The sequence below is a fragment of the Pseudophaeobacter flagellatus genome (assembly GCF_021228235.1).
Classification (GTDB): Bacteria; Pseudomonadota; Alphaproteobacteria; order Rhodobacterales; family Rhodobacteraceae; genus Pseudophaeobacter; species Pseudophaeobacter flagellatus.
This window is the reverse complement of record NZ_JAJQRG010000003.1, coordinates 76,307-88,859: the sequence shown is the minus strand read 5'-3', so window position 1 is coordinate 88,859 and position 12,553 is coordinate 76,307. Positions and strand designations below refer to the sequence as shown.

At 60.0% G+C, this 12,553-nt stretch carries 13 protein-coding genes; 4 read left to right on the top strand and 9 right to left on the bottom strand.

What is annotated here, in order from left to right:
• Positions 1-69 precede the first annotated feature (69 nt).
• The 9 genes from LRK71_RS06835 to LRK71_RS06795 all read right to left on the bottom strand — a co-directional run bounded on the left by LRK71_RS06835 (position 70) and on the right by LRK71_RS06795 (position 8,128).
• Positions 70-1,146, bottom strand: coding sequence for a c-type cytochrome (locus tag LRK71_RS06835; protein ID WP_232402094.1), 1,077 nt, complete (start codon positions 1,144-1,146; stop codon positions 70-72).
• The gene (soxC, locus tag LRK71_RS06830; RefSeq protein WP_232402093.1) at positions 1,130-2,416 is read right to left on the bottom strand and encodes a sulfite dehydrogenase; all 1,287 of its coding nucleotides are present in this window, start codon (positions 2,414-2,416) and stop codon (positions 1,130-1,132) included. The genes LRK71_RS06835 and soxC overlap by 17 nt, the downstream gene beginning before the upstream one ends.
• Positions 2,417-2,532: 116 nt before the next feature.
• Positions 2,533-4,230 (bottom strand): thiosulfohydrolase SoxB, encoded by a 1,698-nt coding sequence (gene soxB, locus LRK71_RS06825; protein ID WP_232402092.1) that lies wholly within the window; start codon positions 4,228-4,230, stop codon positions 2,533-2,535.
• Positions 4,231-4,344: 114 nt separating this feature from the next.
• On the bottom strand, positions 4,345-5,196 hold the full coding sequence (gene soxA, locus LRK71_RS06820) for a sulfur oxidation c-type cytochrome SoxA (RefSeq protein WP_232402091.1): 852 nt from the start codon (positions 5,194-5,196) through the stop codon (positions 4,345-4,347).
• A gap of 75 nt (positions 5,197-5,271) precedes the next feature.
• Positions 5,272-5,601, bottom strand: coding sequence for a thiosulfate oxidation carrier complex protein SoxZ (soxZ, locus tag LRK71_RS06815; RefSeq protein ID WP_232402089.1), 330 nt, complete (start codon positions 5,599-5,601; stop codon positions 5,272-5,274).
• A 68-nt stretch (positions 5,602-5,669) separates the two neighbouring features.
• Positions 5,670-6,092, bottom strand: a complete 423-nt coding sequence (gene soxY, locus LRK71_RS06810) for a thiosulfate oxidation carrier protein SoxY (protein ID WP_232402086.1) — start codon at positions 6,090-6,092, stop codon at positions 5,670-5,672.
• Positions 6,093-6,143: 51 nt separating this feature from the next.
• Positions 6,144-6,620 (bottom strand): sulfur oxidation c-type cytochrome SoxX, encoded by a 477-nt coding sequence (gene soxX / locus LRK71_RS06805; RefSeq protein WP_232402084.1) that lies wholly within the window; start codon positions 6,618-6,620, stop codon positions 6,144-6,146.
• 126 nt (positions 6,621-6,746) lie between these two features.
• Positions 6,747-7,307 (bottom strand): thioredoxin family protein, encoded by a 561-nt coding sequence (locus tag LRK71_RS06800; RefSeq protein WP_408635988.1) that lies wholly within the window; start codon positions 7,305-7,307, stop codon positions 6,747-6,749.
• An 83-nt stretch (positions 7,308-7,390) separates the two neighbouring features.
• A complete protein-coding gene (locus LRK71_RS06795) occupies positions 7,391-8,128 on the bottom strand; it encodes a cytochrome c biogenesis CcdA family protein (protein WP_232402080.1) in 738 nt (245 codons plus the stop codon).
• A gap of 117 nt (positions 8,129-8,245) precedes the next feature.
• Here LRK71_RS06795 and LRK71_RS06790 point away from each other — a divergent pair, with 117 nt between their 5' ends.
• The 4 genes from LRK71_RS06790 to LRK71_RS06775 all read left to right on the top strand — a co-directional run bounded on the left by LRK71_RS06790 (position 8,246) and on the right by LRK71_RS06775 (position 12,452).
• Positions 8,246-8,725, top strand: coding sequence for a thioredoxin domain-containing protein (locus LRK71_RS06790; RefSeq protein WP_232402079.1), 480 nt, complete (start codon positions 8,246-8,248; stop codon positions 8,723-8,725).
• Positions 8,726-8,789: 64 nt separating this feature from the next.
• Positions 8,790-9,131: an ArsR/SmtB family transcription factor gene (locus tag LRK71_RS06785; RefSeq protein ID WP_232402078.1), complete on the top strand. Its 342-nt coding sequence runs from the start codon at positions 8,790-8,792 to the stop codon at positions 9,129-9,131.
• A 129-nt stretch (positions 9,132-9,260) separates the two neighbouring features.
• On the top strand, positions 9,261-10,319 hold the full coding sequence (locus LRK71_RS06780) for a YeeE/YedE family protein (protein ID WP_232402077.1): 1,059 nt from the start codon (positions 9,261-9,263) through the stop codon (positions 10,317-10,319).
• 51 nt (positions 10,320-10,370) lie between these two features.
• Positions 10,371-12,452, top strand: coding sequence for a PhoX family protein (locus tag LRK71_RS06775; protein WP_232402076.1), 2,082 nt, complete (start codon positions 10,371-10,373; stop codon positions 12,450-12,452).
• Positions 12,453-12,553: the final 101 nt, after the last annotated feature.

Below are 12,553 nucleotides of genomic sequence, written 5' to 3'. Positions count from 1 at the left end.
AGGCTCCGGAGAGTTCCGGAGCCTGCGCCACATACTACCAAAACGGGCCGCCAAAACTGGCCAAGCAGCCTAGTCCAAGCTTTTCAGATAGGCAAGAATGGCCTCGATATCCGCCTCTTTGCGCAGGCCTGCAAAGGACATCTTTGTCCCCTTCATGTATGCGCGCGGCTTGGTCAGAAAGGCGGCAAGTTCAGCTTCGTTCCAGATCAGACCGTCCTCGCCCGCAGCGGTCATCACCTTGGAATAGCGAAAACCGTCAACCTGCCCTGCCGTGCTTCCGACAATCGCGTTCAGCACGGGGCCGGTACCGTTCTTGGCCCCCTCGCCCACCCGATGGCAGGCCTTGCATTTCTTGAACACCTTGCCCCCCTTGGCGACCAATTCCGGGTCCAACAAAACCGCTGCCTCTTCAACCGGATCCTCTTGCACCACCGGGGCCGCTTCAACGGCTTCTGTGGCTTCTGTGGCTTCTGTGGCTTCAGCGGCGCTTGCGGTCCCGGCCTCGGACGCGGCGGTTTCTTCCGGTGTTACATCAAGAACCCGCGCTCGCATGGTAATTTCAACCGTCTCTTTGCAGTCTTGCATGCAGGGCTCTGTGGTCCAGAAATACTGCTCGCTTGTCAGCCGGTCATCGACAAAGAAACCCTGCGCATTTGGCATTGAAACAGAGGTGAAGTTCTCTTGTGAGAGGGTGAAATCCTCGTCCACCAGATCGTTGGAATACAGAATATAGGCCAGGATTGCATAGACTTCATCCGGCTCCAGCGTCTGCGCCGCGCCAAAGGGCATTGAGCGATTGATATAATCCCAGCCGGTTGACAGGTAGGGCCAGTATGACCCGACAGTTTTCAGTGGATCCTCGCGGTCCAGCGTGCCACGCCCGCCAGCGAGTTTGGGCCAGTTACCAACCCCTTCGGCAAAATCGCCATGGCAGACGGCGCATTTCTCAGCAAAGATCTCTTCGCCGGTCCAGACATCGCCAGACCCCGGCGGCAGGCCAGTCCCGTCTGGCGATACGTCGAGATCCCAGGCGGCGATCTCTTCTGGCAGCGCCACACGCCCCAGACCTAAGCCATCAGCCCATAGCGGGGTGCCACAGGTAAGGGCAAAAACCCCTGCTGCCAGGTATTTAGGAAACTTCGACATTTTCTGCCTCCCCATCGGCTTTGACCCACCAGGTCTGGATGGCATTATTATGGTAAATAGAGTTCAGTCCGCGCACCTCGCGCAGCTGCGTCTTGGTCGGCTGTACATAGCCAGAGCTGTCTCGTGCACGGGCCTGCAGCAGCATTTCAGAGCCGTCCCAATCGGTATCCAGGTAGAACCGAGTCAGCGCCTTGTCGGTGCCTGGCGCCGCCAGACGGGCCTCAGCCCAGGTCTTGCCACCATCCTTCGACACATCAACGCCCGTGATCGCGCCGCGCCCGGACCAGGCAAGTCCAGTGATCACCAGCGGGCCAGTGCCATGGGTAATAGGCGCCTGCGGGCTGGGGCTGGTGATGACGGATTTTGCATCCATCTCCCAGGTCCATTTACGCGCCGAGCCATCTTCCATTGTATCGGTGTATTTAGAGGTCTCTTCGCGGCTCTCGACCGGGCCATCCGTCACCTCGATACGGCGCAGCCACTTGATCCACATGTTGCCTTCCCAGCCGGGCACAACCAGACGGACAGGATAGCCATGTTCCTTGCGCAGGGCTTCGCCATTGGCCTTGAAGGCCACCAGAACATCATCCAGCGCCTTTTCCAGCGGAATGGAACGCCCATTGGAGGAGGCATCCGCGCCCTCTACATAGACCCATTTGTCCTTGAAATCGCCTGCAGCCGCCAGCCCGGCCTCTTCCAGCAGACTGCGCAGAGAGACCCCCGAATATTCCATATTATGGATCATGCCATGGGTGAACTGCGCACCGTTCAGCTGGGCACCCGCCCATTCCATGCCAGAATTTGCCGCGCATTCGCAGAAATACACCCGGTTTTCGCGGGGAAAGCGCTCTAGATCGGCATAAGAGAACACCAGCGGGCGGTCGACCAGCCCGTTGATCATCAGCCGGTAGTCTTCTTTCGCCAGTTCGATAGCACCCGAATGATGCCGCTCAAAGGCGCAGCCCTGCGGCGTGATGGTGCCGTCAAGTGCATGAATGGGCGTGAAATTGATCGAGGAAATGGTATCGGCTGTCAGCCATTCCACATTGCGCCGCACCACATCCTGTTCAAACCGGATAGGCAACCCGTAGGGGGTGGCATCAACACCATCGCCTAGGCCGCTGGCCCAGTCCTGTACCTCGGTGATCAGCGGATCCGCCTGCCCGGCGGCCTGCGCCGCACCCGTGGCTGCGGCACCTGCCCCAGCCGCCGCAGCTCCGGCCAGAAACTGGCGGCGCGAGGGCACAAATTTATCTGCTTTGTCGCTCATTTTCTCTTCTCCTCACATCGATAAATTCGTGTTTTTGAATTTATCAGCGCAAAAAATTTTGGTCAAACGAAGCGCCGCCCGGGCCAGACCCCAGAGCGGCGCCCCAAATGCAGGGGTTAAGCGCCCACCACCTTGACCGTTGTATTCGGGTTCACAGAGACGGTTCCCTGCTTGCGGATATGATCCTCGACCACATCCCAGATCATCGGGCCTTCGGTCCCCTCATTCACGCTAGCCCAGCCGGACACAACATAGGATTTGTCGGCATCGATCATTTCACCGGTTTTCAGCAGGGTCATCTCGCTGATGCGTTCGCCCTGCGGTTTGGTGATGTCGATCCGGTAGCCCATGCCACCAATGCGCACCATGTCACCGCCCTGCTGGTAATAGGGATCCGGGTTAAAGATGTTATCGGCGACGTCTTCAAGGATCACCTTGATGAATTCCCCGGTCATCTCTGACCGGTAGGCCGCGCCATAGCTCATCGAGGTCACGTTCCAGATGTCTTCGCGGGTGATGTCATCGCCCGGCACCAGCGATGGTCCCCACCGCACGCCGGGCGACATGGCGATATCGGCTTCACGTTCGCTGAGCAGGGCATCACAGATCAGATCATCCCAAGTGCCGTTGAAATTGCCACGCCGGTACAACAGGGAATCGGTCTGCCCAATCACCTCGGCCAACTGGTCGGCATAGGGGGCGCGCTGCTCGTCAATCAACTGCGAGATCACCGGATCGGGTGCAATCACATCTGCAAAGATCGGGATCAGCTTATGGCGAATGCCCATCATCTGGCCGTCACGCACATCCAGATCTACACGGGATACAAACTTACCATTGGAGCCGGACGCAATGATATGCGTCTTGCCGATCAAAACCGGTTCTGGCAGCGCATCATGGGTGTGGCCCGACAAGATGACGTCAATGCCGCTGACAACACCGGCCATTTTCTTATCCACGTCAAAGCCGTTGTGCGACAGCAGAACCACCACATCGGCACCCGCTGCGCGGACCTCATCAACCATCTCCTGCATGTGCTCATCACGGATCCCAAAGGAGTATTCCGGGAACATCCAGCCGGGGTTGGCAATGGGCATATAGGGAAAGGCCTGACCAATGACAGCCACTTTGGCGCCGCCCCGGTCAAAGAACTTGTAGGGTTTAAACAGCTCGGCCGGTTCATCCCATTCAGAATCAAAGATATTCTGCCCCAGTGCCGCAAAGGGCAGGCCTTCGACAATTTCATTCACCCGGTCTGACCCAAGCGTGAATTCCCAGTGAAAGGTCATGGCGTCAGGCTTCAGCGCGTTCATCACGTTGACCATATCCTGGCCCGCCGTCTGATGGCAGGTGTAGGAGCCATGCCAGGTATCGCCGCCATCCAGCAACAGCGCATCGGGGCGATCAGCCCGGATGGCGTTGATCACAGTGGACACCCGGTCCAGCCCGCCAACCCGGCCATAGCCCTGCGCCAGCGCCGAGAAATCATCATGGGTCAGCGCATAGGCCGAAGGGCTGCCATCATTGATGCCATAGGCACGGCGGAAATCGGCACCGGTGATATGGGGCACATGACCCTTGTTGCCACCAACGCCCAGGTTGACCGAAGGTTCGCGGAAATAGATCGGTTTCAGCTGCCCATGGATATCAGTGATGTGGATCAGGCTGATATTGCCATAGGTGTCAAACTGCAGCAGCTGATCCTGTGTCAGGCTTTGCTGCGCGGCCAGACGGCCCCAGTTGCCAAAACCAGAGGCCCCTACCAAGGCGGTGGTGGCCATTGAGACCTGCAAAAAATCACGGCGCGAGATCATGTCTATCTATCATCCTGTGCAACCATAAGCGGCAAATATGATTCATATTCGCATTTATGAATTAGATAAGAGCGAAACACCCCACGCCAGAACAGACGCGGGGTGCAGATGTGTTTAGTTGCGGACCGAAGGGCCCTCGACCGAGAGGCCATTGCCGCGGGACGCGACATAGAGTTCCAGCGCCACAAACTCTGACGAGCCGGGCTTGTAGGTCTCGGCGCGGGTGTCGCGCACGCAGCCTTTGAAGCGGGCCTGCACGTTGTTGAGCTTGGCGTTTTTCAGACGATAGGTCGGAAAGCCGTTGATGTGGCCCTGGCTCAGGTGATCCGCGCGGATCATCTTGCCATAGCTGTCCTCGTGGCAATTGGCACAGGACAGTTCCAGCTGGCCGGTGCGGGTGTAATACAACTCTTTGCCCTGTTCCCAGGCAGACTGGGCCGGGCCGTCGATAGCCACATTGACCGGCATGCCGCGCGACTGCACCGAGATCAGCGCCTCCATCGCGGTCATATCACCGCCCGTGTATTTCCACGCCTTGGCACCCATCTGGTTTTCGCGGCAGTCATTGACCTGCATCGCAAGGGTGCGCACTTCGCCGGCCGCTTCGTTCCACTTGGGATAGACCGCGCGCACGCCTGCCATGCTCTCTTCCACGTCATCGTGACAAGAGGCGCAGGATTTGCCCTCGGATCCCTCAGCGGTGTTCCAGGCATCATAGGCCTTGTCGACAAACACCATGGCGGGGTTTTCAAAATCGTCCATCTGCAGGGCCTGGGTTTCATCCGAGCGGAAGTGCCAGCCGGACATGATCTCGTCCAGCGCATCCGCCACATGGGCGGGGGCTGCGGTTTTTGTCACCAGCGTGTCTTCTTCGTTGAGCACCAGCGTATCGTCGTCCGCATCCGCATAGGCAGAAAGCGGCAGGCTCAGTGCGACAGCGATGGCGGTAAGCGCCTTATAGTTCATTCCTTGTCCTCCCTTGGGTATCCACCCTGGCCACAAATGCGGCCAGGGTGCCGTGCCTTTGAGATCCGGAAGGGATCAGGCGATAGCGACCGATTTGGATGTCTCATAAACAGAGCCATCGTCGTCATACCAGGTAAAGGCAAAGTCGCCGGCCTCTGGCACAATGGCCTCGAACTGGAAATAGGGGTTGGTCGAAACCGCAGGTTCAATCGCGACATCCACGACCAGCTGACCGTTGAATTCACAGGTAAACCGATTGATGATCGAGCGCGGAATAACGTTGCCCTCTTTATCCTTGCGCTGACCGCTTTCCATCTGGTGGCTGATCAGGGTCTTGATGGTGATTGCCTCACCAGCACTTGCCGTCTTGGGGACTTTGACGCGGGGTTTTACACCGGATGCCATGTCTTAAACTCCTTCGTATTTAAGGCCGTCTTTGCGGCCCTCTTCGGGGATGGTGCGGGGCGTATCGCTTAGCCGCCACAGCCCCCGATTGTCACTTTCACAGCGGCGCTCGCCTTGGCAAAGCTGCCATCGGCCAGTTTAGCGATGGCAACCACATCCTGGGTGCCGGCCAAACGGATCCGGGTGGCGGCAGACTGGCTGGCAGCCAGCGGACCAAAGGTAAAGGTCGCAACGCCAGGCGTTGGGTTGCCAGTGGCCAAAACCATAATTGCGGTGGCCCCAGGGGCGCTAACCTCAATTGGCACGGTATTGCCGTTTTCAGCAATTTCCGGCGCGGTCAGCTCGATCCCGGAATCGGCCATATCGGCACCGCCGGTGAAGGCGGCGATCCGCTCGTCTACGCTGCTGCTGGCACTGGCCCGCAGCGGCAGCACTGTCATCACAGCAGCACCCAGGGCCAGGCCCAGGGTCTCACGGCGTGAGAACTCCATCATATGTCTCCTTTGACGTTCCGCAAAGCGGCAGGGCATGCAGCCCTGGCTTTACTCTTCTTTCAGCGTTGCGATGAAGGCAACGACATCTTCGATCTGCTGTGCAGACAGGATCGGCGTCAGCGCCTCTGTTGGGGCCTTGCCAGTATAGGCGTCGCCAGGACGAATAAAGCCTTCGACCTTGTAGAAGGCCGGCATCATGGTGCCGTCAAAGGTCATCTTGGCATTGGTCATCAGCCCGCGCAGCTCTGCTTCGCTCCAGCGATCGCCAGCGCCATCCAGCGAGGGGCCGATTTCACCATGAAACGGCACCTCTGCCAGCGCAGTGATCTGATGGCAGGCGATGCAGTTGCCCTGCGATTTAGTGCCCGCAATCACGGCGCCACTTGCCGCATCCCCTGCTGTGCCAGTCAAGGAGGCCGCAACCGCCCCGTATTCGTCAAACTGCACATCCTTTGGCGCGACCTCGGCCGCGAGGGCTGCACTCCCGATCAGGCACGCGGCCAGTGTAAGAGATAGTCTCTTCATGGTTCCTCCCGTTGGCTGCCGCCCGCATGGTGCGCGGGCTTAGCTGTCGTCTATCGTAGGGCACCGCCCTCTGAAAACGCAACAACAAATTCAATATTATGAATTATTATATTTGTTCGCCTGCTTTCAATCGGTTGCCCCATTGTCGCGTTCCGAAACGCGCCGCGCGTGATAGCGCTGAAAATCCTCTCCGTTGTCAAGGAGATACCGCTTTTCTCTTACCCAGGTAAACATGTCCAGCGTGGTGCCGACACCAAAGGCGCCCGGCATCATCGCCACGGCGGCCTTGGGCGCGCTCGTCCCTACCGCTACCTCTTCCGGCAGGAACAGAATCGTCGGGGTGAACAGTACGCCCCATTTGCGCGCCATGTCCTTTTCCGCCAGGGTTTCGCCGTCAAAATCCGTGACCTCGATATCGCCATGCAGGTTCAACTGCACGACAAAATAGTTGTCGGCGATATAGCCCCCCACTTCGGGCCGCGGAAAGACCTCCTCATGCATCTTGGTGCAGTAGATGCAGCCGCGTTGTTCAAAGAACAGCACCAGGCGCTTGCCCTCGGCATTTGCCTCTTCCAGGTCCTCGCGCAGATCTTTGAAGGTCTCGCGCATCCAGGGCGTCTTGTGCAGCCCGTCATCGTCCAGCTCTGCTGCGCGAGCCTCCATTGCCAACACTGGTATAGCCAGCATCGTCACCGCCAGCGCCAAAGCGGCAAGGTTCAATATCCAGTGCTTCATCGTTTCCTCCCGGATTATCCAGTTGATGTATCGCCTTATCCAATCGAGGCAAAGCCCGGCATCCAGCGGATCATCAGGTCGGCGATCCAGCGCACCCCGCCAGTGACGATCAGAATGGCAAATAGGATCAGCATGATGCCCATGATCTTTTCCACCCAATGAAAGGCCGTGCGGTGGCGCGCCACCCAAGCCAGGAAGGGTTTGGCAAACAGCGCGGCCACCACAAAGGGGGCCGTCATCGCCGCGCCGTAGACCAGCAGCAATGCGCCGCCGCGCCAGATATCGCCCAGACCCGAGGCCACCATCAGAATCGAGGCCAGCGCCGGCCCCACGCAGGGCGTCCAGCCAAAGCCAAAAGCCAGCCCCATCAGATAGGCCCCCGCCAGGCTCGAAGGGTCTGCTGTGCTTTCCATCCTGGCTTCTCGGTACAGCAGGGGAATGCGTATAACCCCAAGAAAATGCAGGCCAAACGCCACCAAAAGCGCCGCCGCCCCGTAGGACAGGATTTCCATATAACGGCCAAACAGCTGCCCCAGCGCGGTGGCGCCCATGCCCATCAGCATAAAGACTGATGTGACCCCGGCCGCAAAACAGACCGCCGCCAATACCATGCGCCGCTGCGCCCCCGGTGCAATTTCGCCGTCGCTGCGCAGCTCTGCCATCGACAGCCCGCCCAGGTAGGACAGGTAAAACGGCACCATTGGCAGGATGCAGGGGGTGAAAAAGCTGAGCAATCCGGCAAAAGCCGCCCCCAGATATGAAATTTCCAGCATCACGGCTTTATGATCCTTCCTGCGCCCCGGTGTGCCACCGCAAGGCTTGTACTATTCACATATTCAAATTACGTTGTATAAAGCCGCAAATGGCGGTTGCCGTCAACGGTAGAGGTAATGATCATTTCACGTCTGTTCTTTGCTCCGCTCGTCCTGTTTGGGCACGCCTTGGCATTGGTGCCTGCGCTGCTGGCAGCAGCCATCATCGGGCTGGTTCTGGCAGCCCTGCCTGCCGCCGCTGCGGCCTCCGACAGGCCCGCGCAGACCGACACGCCAAGCCGAGAGCTGGTTATGGTCGAGCAGCGCGGATGTGAATGGTGCAAGCGCTGGAATGCAGAGATCGCGCCAATCTATCCCAAAACCCGCGAAGGGCGCTTTGCGCCGCTGCGCCGAGAGGATCTGCGGGCGCTACCGGATGATCTTATCCTGGCCCGGCGCGTCACTTTCACCCCGACCTTTTTGCTGATAGAACATGGCCATGAACTGGCCCGCCTGGAAGGCTATCCGGGGGAGGATTTTTTCTGGCCTCTCATCGCAGAGTTGATGCGCAGACATATGGGTTTTACTGCAGAGGCTGAAGCCGCCGCCAAGAGTTAGCACAGGGTAAAACCAAATTGGGAGTTGCGGCACCCGCTGTGCCGCCACCACAGGAGACAGGACAATGGTACTACCGCAATTCTCGGCTGATATGGCCCCGGAAGAGCTGGATAATATGGTCGACAACGCCACCCAAGCCTCGAACTTCCTGAAGGCCATCAGCCATGAGGGCCGATTGATGATCCTGTGCCATCTGGTCACCGGCGAAAAATCCGTGACCGAACTGGAAGAGCTGCTGGCGGCCCGTCAGGCCGCAGTGTCGCAACAGCTGTCACGGCTGCGCCTTGAAGGCCTGGTGGTGCCCCGCCGCGAGGGCAAGGCGATCTACTACCGGCTGGCAGATGATCGCCCACGCCGTATTCTCGAAGTGGTCTATGACATGTTCTGCACCGACGGCAAGGACTGACCACATAGAGACGACCGCTGGCCTATCTGGGCAAACCACCTGGCCCCACCCACGGGATGTACCAGCGCAGACCGCACCCCCTGGCGACCACACGGAACCATACGGACGACCACACGGGAGAGAGCACCGATGTTTGATCTGTTCAGTGATCACCAGCTGGTTGCAGCTGTGGGCCTGTTTGGCGGCATTTTGCTGGGGCTGGCCGCGCGCCTAGGGCGGTTTTGCACCCTGGGCGCAATCGAAGACCTGCTCTATGGTGGTTCCTCCCTGCGGATGCGCATGTGGGGGCTGGCCATTGGCACCGCCATCATTGGCAGCTTTGCTTTAATCGGGCTCGGCCTGCTTGACCCCGCGCAGTCTTTTTATCTTTCGATCCGCTGGATGCCGCTCGCCTCGATCACGGGGGGGCTGATGTTTGGCTATGGCATGGCGCTCAGCGGTAACTGCGGCTACGGGGCCATCGCCCGGCTGGGGGGCGGAGATCTGCGCAGTTTTGTCATTGTTCTGGTCATGGGCGTTGCCACCTATGTTGTGCTGGCCGGCCCTCTGGCACCGCTGCGCAATGCCCTGTTTCAACAACAAGACCTGATCCAGGAACTCCCCCCCGGCCTCGCCCACCATCTGGCCCGGATTACCCGGCTGCCCCTGGCGGGCATTGGCATTAGCATCGGCGTTCTGGTGGTCACGGCCAGCCTCTGGCAGGCCGAGTTCCGCCAGGATCGCACCAGCCTGTTCTGGTCCATTGTTGTGGGGCTTGCGGTGGTCTCGGGCTGGGCGGGCACCGCCTATGTCAACCGGATGGGCTTTGCCGCACTGCCGGTGGTGTCGCATTCCTTTTCTGCCCCTCTTGGCGAAACCATCCTGTGGAGCATGACCGGCAGCCTGCGGCCCCTGTCCTTTGCGGTCGGATCCATCGCCGGGGTCTGGGTTGGCGCTTTTATCGGCTCGGTGATCAAGGGGCATTTCCGCTGGGAAGCCTGCGAGGACCCGCGAGAGCTGCGCCGCCAGATCCTTGGCGCTGCCATCATGGGGGCCGGAGCTGTCATTGCCATGGGCTGCACTGTCGGCCAGGGTCTTAGCGCGTTTTCCCTGTTGTCGCTGTCGGCACCGGTGACATTCCTGGCGATCTTTGCCGGGGCCGGGCTGGGGCTGCGCCAATTGATCACCGGCTTTCGCATTGCGCCCTAGCCACAGGTACTGTTGAGTTTCCCGCAGTAAACCAGAAAGGCGCAACAGCAGATGACAGGCCAAGACCCCACCGGCAACAAGGCCGAAGCCTTTGAGGCCGAGGATGACCTGCCGCGCAATCCCAACCTGAAGCAGACCCTGGGGGACGTGATTGCCGCCCGCCATGCGCATGCAGCCTTACAGCCCACCCGCCGTGGACTGCTGCAGGGGCTGTTGGGGGTTTCGGTCATTCAAGGCCTGCTTGGCAGCTCTGCCTTGGCACAGACTGCGCCAGCCCGGCCCGCCGCCGCGCGACAGCCGTCCCGCTTTGCCTTTGACGAACTGCCCTGGGGCAATGACGCGTATCACCATGTGCCCGCAGGCTATCGGGCCGACATCCTCTTGCGCTGGGGCGATCCGATCACCGCCGGTGCGCCAGACTTTGACGTCACAAACCAAAGCGCCAAAGCGCAGCTGCAACAGTTTGGCTATAACAACGACTACATCGGCTTTACCCCGCTGAATGCCGAGGCCACCCGTGGCCTGCTTTGCGTCAATCACGAATACACCAACGAAGAGATGATGTTTTCCGGCCTGGGCCGTCAGGATCGGGCCGGGTTTTCCGGCATGACCCGCGATCTGGTCGAAATCGAGATGGCCGCCCATGGTGGCACGGTGGTCGAAATTGCCCAGCGCCGCGATGGCTCAGGCGGTTGGCAGGTGCAGCGCGACAGCCCGCTGAACCGTCGCATCACCCCGCTGGATACCGCGATGGCCCTGGATGGCCCGGCTGCCGGCCACCCCCGTCTGCAAACCCGCGAAGACCCCAGCGGCAGATCGGTGATTGGCACCCTGAACAATTGCGCCGGAGGGATGACCCCCTGGGGCACCTGGCTGATGGCAGAAGAAAACTTTCACGGCTATTTCTGGAGCGACCGGCGGGATGCAACGGGCGCGCCAGATCTATCAGATCAGCCCGAGTCACGGCAGATGACACGCTACGGTATTCCCGGTGGCTGGTATGCCTGGGGTCAGTATTTTGACCGTTTCAACATCGACAAATCCCCCAATGAAGCCAACCGCTTTGGCTGGGTGGTCGAGGTCGACCCGCGCGATCCACTGTCCACCCCGGTGAAGCACACCGCTCTGGGCCGGTTCAGCCATGAAGGCGCAGAAACCTGCCTGTCCGCTGATGGCCATCTGGTGATCTACATGGGCGATGATGCCCGGTTTGAATACCTGTATAAATATGTCTCGCACGATACCCTGTCCGACCCGATATCGCAGGATCCTGCCGCCCATCGCCACCTGCTGCAAGATGGCACGCTATATGTCGCGCGCTTTGACGCCGATGCCAGCCTGACCTGGTTGCCGCTGACCCATGGAACCGGACCGCTGACGGCGCAGAACGGCTTTGCCAGCCAGGCCGATGTGCTGATTGACGCCCGTCTGGCGGCGGATGCACTCGGGGCAACGCCGATGGATCGCCCCGAAGATGCCCAGCCCCGTGGCGACGGGGTGGCCTATGTGATGTTGACCAACAACAGCCGCCGCAACGCCGATCAGGTCGATGCGGCAAACCCAAGACCCAAGTCCCGCTTTGGCCATATCATCGAGATTACAGAGCAGGCCGGTGATCACGCCGCCACGCGTGGCACCTGGGAGATCCTGGTGCAATGTGGCGACCCAAAGATTGCCGAGGTTGGTGCCCTCTGGCATCCTGAAACCAGCGACAGTGGCTGGTTTGCCGCGCCTGACAATTGCACCTTTGACGCCGAGGGACGGCTCTGGGTGGCCACAGATCAAGGCGGGCACTGGTCCAAAACAGGTAAATCCGACGGGCTTTATACATTGGAAACCGAAGGCGCAGGGCGCGGACAGGCGCGGCTGTTCTTTCGCTGCCCGGTTGGGGCGGAACTCTGCGGTCCCTGTTTCACCCCTGGTGGCGACAGCCTGTTTCTGGCGGTGCAGCATCCTGGCACCGATGGCACCAAGGCGCTGAACGGCTTTGAGCGGGCCTCCACCTTTGATGATCCAGCCACCCGCTGGCCCGACTTTGATCCGCAGATGCCGCCGCGCCCTTCGGTGGTTGCCATCACCAAACAGGGTGGCGGAAAGATCGCCAGTTCGCCAGCCGCAGCCACCGCAGAATAACCACGAAGCTGTCACGCGGGGCTGTCACACGATCTGTCACAGGCGCGTGAAGGGGCTTGCGCCGGGCCGCACATCCGGCAATCTCTGGCCATCAAGATCTG